The organism is Pseudomonadota bacterium (assembly GCA_034189865.1).
Taxonomy (GTDB): Bacteria; Pseudomonadota; Gammaproteobacteria; order UBA5335; family UBA5335; genus JAXHTV01.
The window spans coordinates 86,598-102,073 of the sequence record JAXHTV010000007.1; the positions used below are offsets into that span (position 1 = coordinate 86,598).

Annotated in this window: 14 protein-coding genes; 7 read left to right on the forward strand and 7 right to left on the reverse strand. The window is 57.9% G+C overall.

Annotated elements, in window-relative coordinates:
• Nucleotides 1–10: 10 nt before the first annotated feature.
• From dapC to dapE, 4 genes are all read left to right on the forward strand, one after another.
• Nucleotides 11–1,207 carry a succinyldiaminopimelate transaminase gene (dapC, locus tag SVU69_05445; GenBank protein ID MDY6942442.1) on the forward strand — a complete coding sequence of 399 codons (1,197 nt, stop codon included), beginning with the start codon at nt 11–13 and terminating at the stop codon, nt 1,205–1,207.
• A 110-nt stretch (nt 1,208–1,317) separates the two neighbouring features.
• Nucleotides 1,318–2,142, forward strand: a complete 825-nt coding sequence (dapD, locus tag SVU69_05450; protein ID MDY6942443.1) for a 2,3,4,5-tetrahydropyridine-2,6-dicarboxylate N-succinyltransferase — start codon at nt 1,318–1,320, stop codon at nt 2,140–2,142.
• 3 nt (nt 2,143–2,145) lie between these two features.
• Complete coding sequence (locus SVU69_05455) at nt 2,146–2,490, forward strand: ArsC family reductase (protein MDY6942444.1); 345 nt, start codon at nt 2,146–2,148, stop codon at nt 2,488–2,490.
• An 88-nt stretch (nt 2,491–2,578) separates the two neighbouring features.
• Complete coding sequence (gene dapE, locus SVU69_05460; GenBank protein ID MDY6942445.1) at nt 2,579–3,709, forward strand: succinyl-diaminopimelate desuccinylase; 1,131 nt, start codon at nt 2,579–2,581, stop codon at nt 3,707–3,709.
• A 70-nt stretch (nt 3,710–3,779) separates the two neighbouring features.
• Here the strand turns inward: dapE and SVU69_05465 are convergent, their stop codons facing one another.
• Complete coding sequence (locus SVU69_05465; protein MDY6942446.1) at nt 3,780–4,811, reverse strand: transporter; 1,032 nt, start codon at nt 4,809–4,811, stop codon at nt 3,780–3,782.
• Between the two features lie 482 nt (nt 4,812–5,293).
• On the opposite strand from SVU69_05465, the gene SVU69_05470 reads away from it, so the two are divergent.
• Both SVU69_05470 and SVU69_05475 read left to right on the forward strand, forming a co-directional pair.
• A complete protein-coding gene (locus SVU69_05470; protein MDY6942447.1) occupies nt 5,294–6,601 on the forward strand; it encodes an ATP-binding protein in 1,308 nt (435 codons plus the stop codon).
• Nucleotides 6,558–7,109, forward strand: coding sequence for a response regulator transcription factor (locus SVU69_05475; GenBank protein MDY6942448.1), 552 nt, complete (start codon nt 6,558–6,560; stop codon nt 7,107–7,109). Before SVU69_05470 ends, SVU69_05475 begins: the two co-directional genes overlap by 44 nt.
• Nucleotides 7,110–7,184: 75 nt before the next feature.
• On the opposite strand, the gene phoU is transcribed toward SVU69_05475, so the two are convergent.
• From phoU to SVU69_05500, 5 genes are all read right to left on the reverse strand, one after another.
• A complete protein-coding gene (phoU, locus tag SVU69_05480; protein ID MDY6942449.1) occupies nt 7,185–7,916 on the reverse strand; it encodes a phosphate signaling complex protein PhoU in 732 nt (243 codons plus the stop codon).
• A gap of 28 nt (nt 7,917–7,944) precedes the next feature.
• Nucleotides 7,945–8,763 (reverse strand): phosphate ABC transporter ATP-binding protein PstB, encoded by an 819-nt coding sequence (gene pstB / locus SVU69_05485; protein MDY6942450.1) that lies wholly within the window; start codon nt 8,761–8,763, stop codon nt 7,945–7,947.
• 100 nt (nt 8,764–8,863) lie between these two features.
• Nucleotides 8,864–10,183 (reverse strand): phosphate ABC transporter permease PstA, encoded by a 1,320-nt coding sequence (gene pstA / locus SVU69_05490; protein ID MDY6942451.1) that lies wholly within the window; start codon nt 10,181–10,183, stop codon nt 8,864–8,866.
• A complete protein-coding gene (pstC, locus tag SVU69_05495) occupies nt 10,176–11,558 on the reverse strand; it encodes a phosphate ABC transporter permease subunit PstC (GenBank protein ID MDY6942452.1) in 1,383 nt (460 codons plus the stop codon). Before pstC ends, pstA begins: the two co-directional genes overlap by 8 nt.
• A gap of 100 nt (nt 11,559–11,658) precedes the next feature.
• On the reverse strand, nt 11,659–12,705 hold the full coding sequence (locus SVU69_05500; GenBank protein ID MDY6942453.1) for a PstS family phosphate ABC transporter substrate-binding protein: 1,047 nt from the start codon (nt 12,703–12,705) through the stop codon (nt 11,659–11,661).
• 440 nt (nt 12,706–13,145) lie between these two features.
• On the opposite strand from SVU69_05500, the gene SVU69_05505 reads away from it, so the two are divergent.
• A complete protein-coding gene (locus SVU69_05505) occupies nt 13,146–14,180 on the forward strand; it encodes a substrate-binding domain-containing protein (protein MDY6942454.1) in 1,035 nt (344 codons plus the stop codon).
• A gap of 37 nt (nt 14,181–14,217) precedes the next feature.
• On the opposite strand, the gene SVU69_05510 is transcribed toward SVU69_05505, so the two are convergent.
• On the reverse strand, nt 14,218–14,775 hold the full coding sequence (locus SVU69_05510; GenBank protein MDY6942455.1) for a gamma carbonic anhydrase family protein: 558 nt from the start codon (nt 14,773–14,775) through the stop codon (nt 14,218–14,220).
• Nucleotides 14,776–15,476: the final 701 nt, after the last annotated feature.

Consider the following 15,476-nt stretch of genomic DNA (forward strand, 5'->3'; position numbering starts at 1 on the left):
GGAAACAACTGTGAATCCTCGCATGGATGCCTTGAAACCGTACCCGTTCGAACGGCTGTCCCAACTGCTGTCCGGGGTATCCCCCCCTTCCGACCAGCCGGTGATTTCATTCGCCATCGGCGAACCCACACAGCCGCCACCGTCCGCCGTGCTATCGGCATTGACCGACGCGTTGGAAAGCGCGGGCAACTACCCGGCCACGCTCGGGACCATAGAACTCCGTGAGAGCTGTGCCGAGTGGGCCGCTCGGCGATTCAAGGTACCGACCGGCTGGATCGACCCCGCCCAACATGTATTGCCGGTTAATGGCACGCGCGAAGCGCTGTTTGCGTTCGCCCAGTGCCTCATCGACCCGATCCCGGGGGCCAAGGTGGCCATGCCCAACCCCTGTTACCAGATCTACGAGGGTGCGGCGTTGTTGGCCGGTGCCGAACCCTTCTATATGAACTGTTGGCCGGTCAATCACAATCTCCCGGACCCTGACGCCATCCCCGCCGCCACGTTGGCCGACTGCCAGTTGGTTTATTTGTGCACGCCCAATAATCCCACCGGCGCGGTCGCTTCATTGGACTATCTGGTGCAGTGGCTGGAACTGGCCGACCGCTACGATTTCGTTATTGCGGGGGATGAGTGTTACAGCGAGATCTATCCCGACGAGAGCTCACCGCCACCCGGATTACTGCAAGCCTGTGCCGTGACCGGTCGGCGGGATTTTCACCGCTGCATGGTGTTTCACAGCCTCTCGAAACGATCCAACCTGCCCGGTCTGAGGTCGGGATTCGTTGCCGGCGATGCCGATCTGATTCGCTTGTTTTTGCGCTACCGCACCTACCATGGCAGTGCCATGCCCCCGCCCACCCAAGCCGCCAGCATCTCGGCTTGGCGTGACGAAGCCCATGTGGTTCGAAACCGGGCGAACTATCGGCAGGCGTTTGATTCCGCGTTGGAGATTCTCTCACCCCTGAGCGACATCAAAGCACCGGCGGGCGGATTTTATTTGTGGTTGCCCACACCGGGTTCGGATATAGATTTCGCGCTGGCCGCTTACCGCGACCACGGCGTTCGCGTGGTCCCCGGCAGCTATCTTTCCCGACCCACGGCCGAGGGCGATCCGGGGCAGGACTATGTCCGCATCTCCCTGGTCGCGCCGCCCGAACAGGTCGGCCCCGGTATCGCCCGTCTTGCCCGCTGCCTGGAGGCCGGTTGAAACCCGACCACAGCATCCGCCCCAATGCCGCTCCCAACTGCTAAAATATGTCCCTTTTCCGGCATCAGCACGGACAATAGTCAGGTTGGCCTCAGTCACTCGGAGAAGCCATGAGCAACTTAAAAGAAACCATCGAGAACGCGTTCGAGCACCGAGCGGAGATCACACCGGAACGGGTCGACCCGGCCGTTAAAGAGGCCATTGAAGAAGCACTGGCGCTGCTGGAATCGGGAAGCGCCCGGGTGGCCGAACCCACCGAAGGCGGATGGCGCGTCAATGAGTGGTTGAAAAAAGCCGTTCTGCTCTCGTTCCGCACCGAGGAAAACCGCCTACTGGACGGCGGTTTCACCCATTTCTATGACAAGGTTCCCACGCGGTACGCGTCATTTGATGAAGCGGCGTTTCAGGCCCAAGGCGTCCGAGTAGTCCCGCCGGCCACCGTCCGCCGCGGCACACACATTGCCTCCAATGTGGTCCTGATGCCGTCATATGTAAACATCGGCGCCTATGTGGGCTCCGGCACCATGGTGGATACCTGGGCCACGGTGGGGTCATGCGCCCAAATCGGCCGCAATGTCCATCTCTCCGGCGGCGTTGGCATCGGCGGCGTTCTGGAACCGCTGCAAGCTGCACCGACGATCATCGAGGACGACTGCTTCATCGGCGCTCGTTCCGAAATCGTCGAAGGAGTGATCGTGGAACGGGGTGCCGTCATCTCCATGGGTGTCTACATCGGTCAAAGCACCAAAATTTATGACCGCGAATCCGGCGAAGTCATCTATGGCCGGGTGCCCGCCGGCTCGGTGGTGGTGCCGGGTAATCTGCCCTCCAAGGACGGCCAATACAGCCTGTACTGCGCGGTGATCGTCAAACGGGTCGACGAGAAGACCCGCGGCAAAGTGGGCATCAACGACCTGCTGCGGAACATCGACTGACCCATGTGGACACTCTACGGAATCGCCAACTGCGACACCGTGCGTCGAGCTCGCCGCTATTTGGATGGTGTCGGGCAAGACTATCAATTTCACGACTTTCGCCGCGACGGACTTAGCGAAACGCTGCTGCGTGATTGGGTCGCCGAGGTCGGCTGGGAAACCCTCCTCAATCGCCGGGGTCTCACCTGGCGTAGATTACCGGAAGCCGCTCGATCTGACCTAAATCAGGAGCGCGCCGCGGGACTGATGTTAGAAAATCCCACATTAATTAAACGCCCGATCCTTGATACCGGGACACAACGCATTATCGGCTTCTCCGAAGACCGTTATGCCAACTTGTCACCTTAAAGCGCGGAACGAATAGGGCGCCACGGCCGTCATCAAATCGAGCCGGAAACACGAGCCCGCCAAACCATTGCGAAAGGAACGCATGCGTATGTCCACAACTTTGGAACTTGCCAAGCAGCTGATTGCCAAGCCCTCCATCACGCCAGAGGATGCGGGCTGCCAAGACCTGCTGATGGATCGGTTGGCGGACCTGGGTTTTCGAGCCGAACCGTTCAATGAACAGGACGTGAGCAATTTCTTTGCCCGACGCGGACATGCCGCGCCGTTACTGGTGTTCGCCGGACATACCGATGTGGTCCCTCCCGGCCCCACCGATACCTGGGAAACCGACCCGTTCACCCCGGAGATACGCAACGGTCGCCTATACGGCCGCGGCGCGGCCGATATGAAGGGCTCACTGGCCGCGATGATCACGGCGCTGGAACGGTTCGTTAAACGGCATCCGCACCACAAGGGCAGCATCGGCATGCTGGTGACCAGCGACGAGGAAGGCCCCGCCGTCCACGGAACGGTCAACGTCGTCGAAGCGCTTCGCGAGCGGGGAGATTTGATTAACTGGTGTGTGGTAGGCGAACCCACCGCCGAGACAACCGTTGGCGATACCGTCAAGAACGGCCGGCGCGGTTCACTTCATGGCCGGCTTACCGTCCTCGGCATGCAGGGGCACGTGGCTTACCCCGAGTACGCCCGCAACCCCATCCATGAATCCACCCGCGCTCTGGACGAGTTGTGCCGGATGGAGTGGGACTCGGGCAGCAAAGATTTCCCACCGACCACCTTTCAGATATCCAATGTCAAAGCTGGAACCGGCGCGACCAACGTCATTCCCGGACACATGGAAGTGACGTTCAATTTTCGATACTGCCCTGCCAGCGCGCCGATGGACCTCAAAAAGCGTGTCGAAGGCATCTTGAGCCAGCATCGGCTGGATTACCGCATCGAGTGGGAACTGTCGGGCGAACCCTACGTGACCGGCTCCGGTGAACTGCTGGACGCAACGCAGGAAGCCGTCAAGGCCGTAACGGGAAAATCACCCCAGGTTTCCACATCCGGCGGGACCTCAGACGGACGCTTCATCGCCAAACAGGGGGCTCAGGTGGTGGAAGTCGGTCCGGTCAATGAGAGCATCCATCAGGCGAACGAGTGGATTGACATCGACGAGCTGGAGACGCTCGCCGATATCTACGAAAACATTCTGGAACGCCTGCTCGGCGGCTGACCGGGGACCCGGTGAACAAATCGGCGTGATGAGCGGGACCGAACCGCCCATCACGCCGTTAGCGGTCAAGTTAGAAGCTGTATTGCCAACCGGCTATCGCGGTCCAGTCAGCCTCCAACTGCGGGCCATCCAGGCGCTGCTTGACCGGCACGGTCACTTCCAGCGCCAGCCGATGTCCCCGCAGCACGCCCTCGCGACCGTAGAGATTGGCACCGATCCCCACGTCCACGCGCTCGCCGCCGCGTAACGACGGGTCCGCGGTGGGAATCATGGCCGGATTCAAGTCGGGATCAAAGCCGTCGATGTTGCCCCAGTTGGCCAACCCCAAGCGCAAGGAGGTACTTAAACTCCCCGTCCACGGTTTTGCGACCCAAGCAGTGGCATCGATGCGATCCCCCAGCGTGTAATCCTCGCTGTTTTCTCCCATGCGGATGGTCGCGATGGTCTGCGCCCCCCAGGACCAGGACTCAGTTTGCCCCAAGTAGGTCAACCCCGGTTTCAAGTCCACCGTGCCGGAACCGAGCTGCATGGGATAGGGTAGCTTGGCGTTGGCCATCGCCGGCGTATCGTCTCGCTCGTCGATACGGCCGGTGGGCAGACTCACTCCCAAATTGAGATGCACCAGGTGAGGGCCGGTTTTGTTTAGCCTCACCAAGCCCCCAACGCTCACATCGCCCACACCTTCCGCCTCGGTGACAAAGCTTCCACCCATGGCGGTTGCGTGCAACATTTCCAAACGCACATAGGGCACCATCGCCATCAAGGTCAGCCGGTCCGTTGGCGCGTACATCACGCCGAACATGTGCATGTCCATATCCATCTTGACCGGCACCACCGCATAGGGGCCGGCGGCTAAAGCTTCGGCGACCGATACCGAGTCCGTACCGATGCGATTGCCATCCATTTCCATGTGCATATAGCGATAGGAAAGCATCACTTCGCCGGCATTGTGGGTATGATCGCCCATCACGCCGATGGGTGCATGGGCATCCACCCGCGAAGCCTCCCATTGGGAATGGGCGCCGGCAGCCGAACTCAAGCCGAGCATGACTGCTGCCAATGAAAGGTGGAATATCCCGTTTCGATCCGTCGTCCGTCCCATCTCATCCTCCGTCGGTGTTTTTGTTTGAGTTTCGGAACAGGGCGCTATTCTAGAAGACGCCGGAGGGTGTCACCTGCGACATATCGCCGCACCGGCGATCGGTCTGGCCGGGGAATCGGCGTAGCTGAGGAATCACACGAAAAAGAACGCCGGAGACGGTGGGCACCGACCCCGGCGAGTTTGCGAGATGCAAAGAGAGGTTGGGAATATCACCCGATACGCTTCTTTCTGATCATCGTCCGATCACGTCACGAACCTGCGCGGGAGGCTAAACAGGTCTGTCGATCCGTGATCGACTCGGCCCGAGGGACTGGTCGGAACCGAAACAACAACGAAACGTATCCGGTGAGAACGCATTGTAGAGAGGCAGGCGATGCCCGGGAATGCGGCACGCTGTCGCGCGGCAAATTGTCGCACCGACCGCGTCGCTGGCGGTGCAAGGTATACTCATCTGTAGATTGATAATTTTTCATGAGTTTGGCATGAGGCAAACGCTGCTTTTACCTGCTGATAATTTGAAGCGCCTGTTCTACGTCCGAGTCGTTGCTTTGATCGGGCTGAGTGGAGCGCTGGCCGTCGGCTATATGGGTCTGAGCATGCCACTGCCCATCATCCCCTGCGTCGTGATCGGCGTGTTGATGGCGATCGACAACGCCTCCGCGTGGCGCGCCGCATCGCGCCAGACCACGGTCTCCCGGCTGCGGTTTTTCTGGCATTTGGCGGTCGACGTCGCAGGATTAACCGCTTTGTTTTATTTCACCGGCGGCTACACCAATCCGTTTACATCGTTCTATTTGCTTCCCTTGGCCATTGCGGCTTCAACCCTGCCACCACGCGACACGCTACAACTCGCATTGGCCACGGTGGTCTCGTACAGTGCGCTGATCTACTACCACATACCGCTACCGCTCCATACCTCCGGCCACGATGGGTTCGATCTGCACATGGCGGGCATGTGGGGCAGTTTCGTGGTCGCCGCGGGCGTGATTGCGTTTTTCATCGGATATATGGCCGAAGCACTTCGACAGCGGGGAAACGACCTGGCGGAAATACGAGAAAACGCCCTGCGGGACCAGCAAGTGGTGGCCATGGGGGCCTTGGCCGCCGGAACAGCGCACGAACTGGGCACGCCCCTGTCCACCATGGCTTTACTCGTTGACGATCTGCGGGAGCGATATATCGACCAACCGGAGTTGTTGGATGATCTGAACGTACTGCGTGAACAAGTGACCCGCTGCCGCAACAGTATCAACCGGGCATTGGTCACGGCCGGTAGGCCGAGGGCGCAAGACACCACGGCACTGTCGGTACGAGAGCTACTAAACGAACTCATAGCGCAATGGCGCGCCCTGCGCCCCGAGCACGAAGTCCGGGTGGCGATCACCGGCGAGGGGACACAACCTCGCCTGGTGGTGGACACAACCGTGCTGCAAGCATTGATCAGCGTAATGAACAATGCCGCCGATGCCTGCCGGGATCCTGTATCCGTGACTGCGAGCTGGCAGCGGGATCAACTTTTGCTCGCCATCGTGGACCGGGGCGCGGGAATCTCGTCAGAAGTCGTCGAGACCCTCGGGGATCCACAAACCACGCGAAAACCTACAGGACACGGCGTCGGCCTTTTCCTGGCGGCCAGCATCATTCGGCGGGCACGCGGCGAGCTGCGCATTGCCGCTACCGGCAAGCAAGGCACACGAGTGGAAGTGACCTTGCCGTTGCTCGCCCCCGTGATTTCCGGTGAACATCATGAGCGAAATGACAACGTCGCAACACAATCTATTACTCGTTGATGACGACGAGACGTTCAGTCGTATTCTGGCGCGGGTCTTGAGACGACGAGGCTTTGAAGTGACCTGCGCCAGCGACAGCGCCGAAGCGTTAACACAGGCCCAAGCATCTGTGCCATCGCATGCTATCGTCGATCTGCGCCTCGGGGATCAAGAATCGGGCTTGCAACTGATACCGGCGCTGCGAAAGCTCAACCCCGCGATGCGCATCGTGATTCTGACCGGCTACGCGAGCATCGCTACGGCCATCGATGCCGTCAAACTGGGCGCCACGTATTACTTGCCCAAACCGGTGGATGCCGATGCCATCATCGACGCTTTCGGGCGGGAAACGCCGGATCCCACACAAGATGTCGAAAGCACGCCGTTGTCCGTTCGCCGACTTGAGTGGGAACATATTCAGCGGGTTTTGAACGAACACAATGGCAACGTTTCGGCGGCCGCCCGAAGTTTGAACATGCACCGCCGAACATTACAACGAAAGCTCGCGAAACACGCCGTGAAACGATAAGCCGTATGGCACTTATGGCAATCGGCATCGGACAGTGAAGACCGGCCGTATCGCAACCCGAGCAGTGTGGGCGTTTTAGGAAGAGACAGGAGGTGGGTTGTCGTGGTGGCGAACGTCCTGTCCTTCCACCATATAAATCACATATTCCGCCAAATTCTTGGCGTGATCGCCGATACGCTCCAACGCTTTAAGAATCAAAGTAATAGTAACAACGTGACCGACGTTGCGTGCATCTTCCATCACGAAAGTCGTTAGACGACGTAAACTGGACTGGAATTCCTCATCCAGATTCTGCTCGCTGTTTACCAACCGTGCTGCCCGGGACACACTGAGAGAATCCAGCACGTCTAGCGCTTCTTGCAACATATCGCGGGCGACTTTGCCGACGATATGGGCATCTCGAATCAACATATCACTCGGACCGTTGTTGCCCTCTGGGTAAAGATCTCCGCCAAGAATGGCGACCTTTGCCGCCTCGTCACCGATCCGCTCCAAATCGGCGACCGCTTTGGAAAAGGCGATGATCACCCTCAGATCTTTGGCCACCGGGCCACGTCGGGCAATGACATGGGCGATTTGCTCATCGAGCTTGACTTCCAAGGCGTCGACTTGGTTCTCGCGCGATTTCACCTCGTCGACCATTCCATCGTCGTGATGACGAAGCGCTTGCAGCGCCAGACGCACTTGGTCGAGGACCAACCCGCCCATCTCCAACACCGTCATATGAAGATGGTTGAGCTCCCCGTCGTAGCGACGAACCGTATGACCTTCCAAGTCTCTACCCGCCAATTCTTGATCCCGTTTCATCCCGCAACCCTAAGCGCGTCACGTTTCCCTAGCCGAAGCGACCGGTAATGTAATCCTCGGTCAACTCGTGCCTAGGGTTGGTGAAAATCTGATCGGTGCTGCCAATTTCGATCAAATCGCCCAAATGGAAATAAGCCGTTCGCTGAGAAACCCGGGCGGCCTGCTGCATGGAATGCGTGACGATGCAAATGGAATAGTGCTCGCGCAGTTCGTCAATTAACTCTTCCACCTTCGCAGTGGAAATGGGATCGAGGGCGGAGCACGGTTCGTCCATCAAAATCACCTCCGGCTGTACCGCAATGGTCCGCGCGATGCACAGACGTTGCTGTTGACCACCGGACAGGCCGGTACCGGGTTGATCGAGCCGGTCTTTAACCTCGTCCCACAAACCGGCGCGCTTCAAACTCGCTTCCACAAGATCGTTCAACTCCGAACGATTTCGGGCCAAACCGTGAATACGAGGGCCGAATGCGACGTTTTCCCAAATCGACTTCGGAAAAGGATTGGGCTTTTGGAAGACCATGCTCACTTGGGCACGCAGCGGCACCACGTCAATGGCCGAACCGTTGATGTCCTCCCCGTCCATCATGATCTGGCCGGTGACCCGACAGCCGTCGATGGTGTCGTTCATTCGATTCAGGCACCGCAAAAATGTCGACTTGCCGCAGCCCGAAGGTCCGATCATCGCCAGGACTTCATTCTTGCCGACATCCAGGTTGACGTGCTTGATCGCATGGTTTTGGGCGTAAAAGACGTTCACATCGTCACAGCGAATGCGCGGACTTCCCACGCGCGACTCCCCGATCGTCTCGCGAACATCACGCCGTATCGTCGCGGTGTGCCCCATGTTCACCGCATCGTTCACTCGGTTTTCGTCACTCACTACACCAAAGCCCTTTTCAGTGATCGTTTCCATCTCGCAACCCCACAAAAGATGGTAATGATTCTCACCACCGTCGCTCGAAGCGTCGACGCATCAAAACCGCGGCAAAATTCATCAATGCCAAAAAGACGAGAAGTACCAGAATCGCACCGGAGGTGCGTTCGACGAAAGCTCGTTCAGGACTATCCGCCCAAAGAAAAATCTGCACCGGAAGCGCTGTTGACGGATCAAACGCGTTCGATGGGACGTCAACGATAAAAGCCACCATCCCGATCATCAAAAGAGGAGCCGTTTCCCCAAGCGCTTGCGCCATTCCGATGATCGTTCCGGTGAGCATGCCCGGCATGGCCAGCGGCAACACATGATAAGTCACGGTTTGTAGAGGCGAAGCGCCAATCCCCAAGGCGGCCTCCCGAATCGAAGGCGGTACTGCTTTCAGTGCAGCCCGACTGGCGATAATGATCGTGGGTAAGGTCATGAGGGTCAAGACCAATCCGCCTACCAGGGGCGCCGAGCGCGGCAAGCCAAAGAAATTGATGAACACCGCCAAACCCAGTAAACCGAACACGATCGAAGGCACGGCAGCCAAGTTATTGATATTCACCTCAATCAGATCAGTAATCCGATTACGTGGCGCGAACTCTTCAAGATAAACCGCTGCCGCGACGCCCAACGGGAAGGACAGAAGCAACGTCACCGTCAAGGTGAAGAATGACCCTGCCGCCGCACCCCAAATACCCGCCAACTCCGGATCACGGGAATCGCCGGCGGTGAAGAACGTGGTGTTAAACCGAGTGGTCAACCGTCCCTCTTCGGCCAGTTGGTCCACCCAAGCCAACTGATTATCTTTGATACGCCGTTCCGACTCAGGCAGCGCGCGATCGATATGCCCCTTGTTCAACATGTCGATTTCGTCGTCCGCCGGCACCCATAGACTGATGGTTTGCCCCACCAGCGAGGGATCTTCCATGACGCGATCACGCAACTGGAACGCCGCTCCCGAACTGACCAAGTCGTAGAGCTTGCGCTTTTCGGCCCGGCTGGTGACATCGGGGAAGTCTTCCCGCAAGGATTGTTTAATCAAGCCGCCGAAATCGGCGCGACCCAACGTTTCACGGTCCATCTGACCATCCGGCGCGATCACGGCCGGATCCAGCGCGACATCGATTTTGAGGTAAGTCTGAAAGAAGGCCGTATAGCCGCTAAGAAAAATGCTGATGAACAACATCGCGACGAACGAGATGCCCAGAATAATCGCGGCCAAACTCACCCATTGAAAGCGCTTTTCTCTGGCGCGCCGTTTCTTCATCCCGGCGCGAATGATGTCAATCGGGCGTTGTCCGGCTGATACGCCAGGACCCGTCACAGTGGTTGAACTATTCATATTGCTCCCTGTAGCGACGAACAACCTGAAGGGCAATCACGTTTAGCACCAGCGTCACCAAAAACAACACCAAACCCAGCGCAAAAGCCGCCAGGGTTTTGGGACTGTCGAATTCTTGGTCTCCCACAAGCAGGGTCACGATCTGCACGGTCACCGTGGTCACAGCTTCCAGGGGGTTGACCGTCAGATTGGCCGCCAGTCCCGCCGCCATCACGACGATCATGGTCTCGCCGATCGCTCGCGAGACTGCAAGCAATACCCCACCGACAATACCGGGCAAGGCAGCGGGAAATACCACCCGCATGATCGTCTCCGATCGGGTTGCCCCCAAACCGTAGGCGCCGTCTCGGAGCGATTGAGGCACCGCGTTGATCACATCATCGGAAAGAGAAGACACGAACGGGATGATCATGACCCCCATGACCATGCCCGCGGCCAACGCGCTTTCGGATGCCACATCGAGCCCAATGGATGTACCCAGTTCACGGATCAGCGGGGCAACGGTCAACGCTGCGAAAAAACCGTAGACCACGGTGGGGATTCCGGCGAGCACCTCGAGCAACGGCTTGGCCACGGCACGAAACCGCGCTCCGGCGTATTCCGACAAATAGAATGCCGACAATAAACCGATGGGTACCGCCACCGTCATGGCGATGGCCGAGATCATCATCGTGCCAGCGAACAGTGGGATTGCACCGAAACTGCCCGAAGAACCCACTTGATCGGCACGAATTGCAGTCTGCGGGCTCCATTTCAGGCCGAACAGAAACTCTGTGGCCGGCACCGACCGAAAAAACCGGAGGGATTCAAACAAAACCGAAAACACGATCCCGACGGTGGTCAAAATTGCGATACTGGAACAGACGATCAAACCGATCATGACCGCGCGTTCCACGGCGTTGCGGGCCCGCTGGTGGGGCTTGATACGGGTCAGCGTAAAGGCCGCGCCGCCCATGGCCACGGCCAACGCCACACCGGCGAGCATCACCTGGCTCATGGATTTGAGTGCGAGGTAACGATTAGCCGCTTCGACAATGGCGGGCTCCGCCTCACCGGACACGATGTTTCCACTGGCCAGATTTTTAATGTCGTTGACCACAAGATTCAGCCGATCCGGACCCAGGGCCCGATAAGACTCCGGAAGATCGGCAATCACCATCTGGATAATCAAGCTGGAATCCAGAACCGTCCAAAGACCAAGCAGCAACAGGGCCGGCACCCCGCACCAAATGGCGGCGTAGATTCCATAGTAGCCTGGGAGTGAATGCAGCTTACGGATCTTGCCCTGCGCCACGGCGAATGCCCGCTGACGCCCGACAAAATAGGCCCCAGAACTCAGCAGGAGAAGCACCAAAACTAGTACGTAACTGTTCATGATCGCTCGAATTTGTCGGGTTCTTCGAGAAGCGGCGAACGGTGACCGCAAGAAGCAGCCACCGTTCGCTCAGTCGTACATCAAACGCGCTGCACGCCGCTTACATGGGAAGCGGGTTCAACTCCTTGACGTCATTGGCGACTTTTTTGCGCTCATCCATCGGCAGCGGAATCAATCCGCGATCCGAGAGATAGCCTTCGTCGCCCCAGGCCTTGTTGCTGGTGAACTCGGCCAAGTACTCGCGCATACCCGGAATCACGCCCACGTGTGCCTTCTTGACATAGAAGAACAGCGGACGAGAAATGGGATAGCTTCCGTCGGCGATAGATTCAAAGGTCGGCTTCACGCCACCCACCGCGGCCGCTTGGACCTTGTCACGGTTCTGGTCGAGGAAGCTGAACCCGAATACACCGAATGCCGCCGGATTGGCGTTGAGCTTTTGGACGATCAGGTTATCGTTTTCACCGGCTTCCACATAGGCGCCGTCTTCACGGACCGTGTGGCAAACGCTCTTGTAGGCTTTCTTGTCTTTCTTCTTCATCGCCTTAATCCAATCGAACTTCTTGCAGCCACCTTCCAGCGCCAGCTCGGCAAAAGCGTCGCGTGTACCGGAAGTCGGGGGCGGACCCAAGACTTCGATCTTGGCGTTCGGCAGACTGGAATCGATTTCGTTCCACGTCTTGTAAGGATTGGGCACAAGTTTTTCAGCGCCGCTGGGATCGGGAACGTCCTTCGCCAGGGCCAGGAAGACGTGCTTCAGTTCGAAGGCGACCGGCTTCGCCTTGGTCGAGTTGGCCATGGCGATGCCGTCATAGCCGATTTTCACTTCGACGATTTCTTTCACGCCGTTTTTGGCGCACATCTCTTTTTCGGAACCTTTGATGGCCCGCGAAGCATTGGTGATGTCCGGATGCTCGACACCCACACCCGCGCAGAAAAGTTTCAGGCCGCCGCCGGATCCCGTGGATTCGATTTTCGGCGTCTTGAATTTTGTGGTTTTACCGAATTGTTCAGCGACAACCGTAGCAAACGGATAAACCGTGGAGGAACCTACGATACTGATATAGTCCCGCGCGACATCGGCGTGTGCCGAACCGGCGACCGCGGCAGACAACGCAGCGGCGAGGACAGCGGACTTCTTAAACATATAACCTCCGTGCTCCTTGACGACTTCGAATTAGTGGAAGTGGAGTTTGAAGCCGCGATTGCAGACTCCGAATTCAGGTCGGCCCAACCCCAAATTACGCCGACCCTTCCCCCGCACCGAACGGCTCCTCGGCTTTCTCGGGTGGGACATAAATAGCTCAATAAGATGACAATTCTGTGACGGCAATCAGTTCACAGACCGCCAAATGCGCCATCACCCTGTGCCTACGCTGATCGCCTGACGAACGCAAGACATTGAAATAAAGAAACAACAACCCCCAATCGCCCGCTCCTGAGCCGCAAGCGGTAGGGCCGAAGACCCACGCCCTGTCACCGAACCGTCACGCACCATTGCTAGCTTGCCCAAAGTGATCACCCTGATTTCGGTAGGTTCGCGCATCGAAATGCCGCGGTATCAAAATCATCAAGGACCCATTCGTCATGACTTGGCGCATTTTCGCCTTACTCTATGCTCTCGCCGTAGCCAACCCACTGCACGCAACCGCTCGTGACCACATCGAAATTGTGGGCACCGGGGCAGCCCTCGATATCGTCCAAGCCGTATCGACGCGCTTTGCCGGTCACACGGATCATCCAGCCCCCCGTTTCCAAATGACCGGCACCGGTATGGGTTTCGACGCATTCTGTCGAGGCATCGGTTTCGAACACCCGGATTTGATGATCAGCAGCCGTCGAATACAGCCGGGCGAACTTGATACCTGCCTTCGCAATGGAGTTCACGAAATTAGCGAAATCGAAATCGCCCGCGACGCGTTGGTCTTGATTGGTGGGGCTCATACGATCAGCACCAACTTTAGCCGCACCCAGCTATTCACCGCGTTGGCTGAAGCAGTACCACAAAAAAACCAATGGGTGAGTAATCCGGCGACCCATTGGAACGACATCGATCCCGAGCTCGACATAGGGGCCATCAAAATCATGGGCCCACCGCCCGGATCTCCGGCGGAATATCAGTTTCTCGAATCGTTGATGGCGCCAGGGTGTTTCGCTCACCGCCTGATTTCAGGTCTGTCCGAAGCCGAGCGTTATGAAGCGTGCCGTACGACACGGCAAGGCCCGGCATACCGGCCCGGTGGCCGCACGGAGGCCGATATCGTGGAATGGTTGACGGCAAACCCCGATGGCCTCGCCTTAGTCAGCTACTCCGCCTACCGCACCGCCTCGCACCAGGACTTTGTCCTGCAAAGAATCGATGGCAGTTTACCGACCGCCGAAACTATCGGAAATGGCCAATACCCACTGATACGCCCCACACTGATTTACGTCAAAAAACGCCACGTGGAATCCGTACCGGGTTTGCAGGCCCTACTCTACGCGCTAACCGGCGAGGTCGCGCTGGGGCCGGAAGGATATTTATCCCAAACGGGACTTCTTCCACTGGATGACATCGGCCGCAACCGGGCGCGTGACATCGCCATTGGATTGATCCCACTGCGTCACGATCGGACACGCTGATCAGCCCCCCCAGCGAAACGCCGGGGGGGCACACCAATCAGTCGCCGGATCCCTCTTCATCAGTTGCCAGCAGAGGAACGCCCGGTTGTAGCTCCGTTCGATAACGCTGCGCGTTTTGAACGTAGTGCTGGGCGCTCATCTTGAGCATTTGAATCTCCGGCGGCATGAGCTCGCGCACCACTTTACCCGGCGACCCCATCACCAACGACCCATCGGGGATCTTCTTGCCTTCCGGAATCAGGGTATTGGCACCGATCAGGCAGTTCTTGCCGATCACGGCTCGATTGAGAATGACGGCATTGATGCCGATCAAGCTATTCTCCCCCACGGTACAACCGTGCAGCATCACCTTGTGCCCGATCGTCACGTTGGGACCAATCGTGAGTTTGATACCGGGGTCGGTGTGCAAAACCGAACCGTCTTGAACGTTGCTGTTCTCGCCAATGGTAATCAGGTCGTTGTCTCCGCGAACCACCGCGTTGAACCAAATACTGGCGTTGTTTTCCAAAACCACCGAACCAATCACCACCGCACTGTCGGCGATAAAATACTCGCCGCGGCAGGTCACCTGACGCTGACCAATGGAATAGATCATCTTTTTCCCTCCTCCATGAGACCGCCGCGCCGACCGACGCGCGATCATATCCGGCCCGGCCACCAAATCGCTCGAATTCCCCAACGCCCAAACGATAAACCTTAATGCGCCTGCTTGGAAATCCCAGCCAAGGCAGCCTATCGGTTGACAGCCCCCCGTGGCTCCGTCAGAATTCTGACGGATTCAGGTAACAATCACTCAACTTCCCAATTACCAGATCGTGGTAACGGAACGTGGCCGAGCCGAAGCCATTAAGGCCAAGCTGGTAAACGAAGAGAGTGAGGAAGCAATTGATTTGTCATGCCGAATCGCTATAGTTACCTGGATCAGGTGATTACGACATCCTGCCGATGTTTGTGTCGCCAGAAAACATACCCAAATAATCCCGCCTTCCCCAACACGCATCGTTTGGGGGATACCAAGCGGGAAGCCCACGGCAAAACCGTCGGGCGGCATCAGCGACATTGCGAGAGCGAGAGGAAAGGACTTGGCGCCCTTAAAGGATTAGCCTGCGCCAAGTCCGAAGGTTCGCGTGTGCAACACGCGCACCTTTTGGTGTTACTCAGTACAAACAACCGCCTTTTGACCTTATTAGGAGTAAAAATGAAACTGAATCGCCCGATCGCAGCCGCTGTGTTGGCCGCCGCCCTGGTACCTGCCGCGCACGCGGATTCCTTTATCACCTTTGAATTCTCGCAAGA

Excerpts from the sequence above, each read along its gene's own strand:
- pstC (MDY6942452.1), bottom strand. The coding sequence starts at position 11,558 with ATGAACAGTTACGTACTAGTTTTGGTGCTTCTCCTGCTGAGTTCTGGG.
- SVU69_05505 (MDY6942454.1), top strand. The coding sequence starts at position 13,146 with ATGACTTGGCGCATTTTCGCCTTACTCTATGCTCTCGCCGTAGCCAAC.
- dapD (MDY6942443.1), top strand. The coding sequence starts at position 1,318 with ATGAGCAACTTAAAAGAAACCATCGAGAACGCGTTCGAGCACCGAGCG.
- SVU69_05455 (MDY6942444.1), top strand. The coding sequence starts at position 2,146 with ATGTGGACACTCTACGGAATCGCCAACTGCGACACCGTGCGTCGAGCT.
- SVU69_05465 (MDY6942446.1), bottom strand. The coding sequence starts at position 4,811 with ATGGGACGGACGACGGATCGAAACGGGATATTCCACCTTTCATTGGCA.
- phoU (MDY6942449.1), bottom strand. The coding sequence starts at position 7,916 with ATGAAACGGGATCAAGAATTGGCGGGTAGAGACTTGGAAGGTCATACG.
- SVU69_05500 (MDY6942453.1), bottom strand. The coding sequence starts at position 12,705 with ATGTTTAAGAAGTCCGCTGTCCTCGCCGCTGCGTTGTCTGCCGCGGTC.
- SVU69_05510 (MDY6942455.1), bottom strand. The coding sequence starts at position 14,775 with ATGATCTATTCCATTGGTCAGCGTCAGGTGACCTGCCGCGGCGAGTAT.
- SVU69_05475 (MDY6942448.1), top strand. The coding sequence starts at position 6,558 with ATGAGCGAAATGACAACGTCGCAACACAATCTATTACTCGTTGATGAC.
- SVU69_05470 (MDY6942447.1), top strand. The coding sequence starts at position 5,294 with ATGAGGCAAACGCTGCTTTTACCTGCTGATAATTTGAAGCGCCTGTTC.
- dapE (MDY6942445.1), top strand. The coding sequence starts at position 2,579 with ATGTCCACAACTTTGGAACTTGCCAAGCAGCTGATTGCCAAGCCCTCC.
- pstA (MDY6942451.1), bottom strand. The coding sequence starts at position 10,183 with ATGAATAGTTCAACCACTGTGACGGGTCCTGGCGTATCAGCCGGACAA.
- pstB (MDY6942450.1), bottom strand. The coding sequence starts at position 8,763 with ATGGGGCACACCGCGACGATACGGCGTGATGTTCGCGAGACGATCGGG.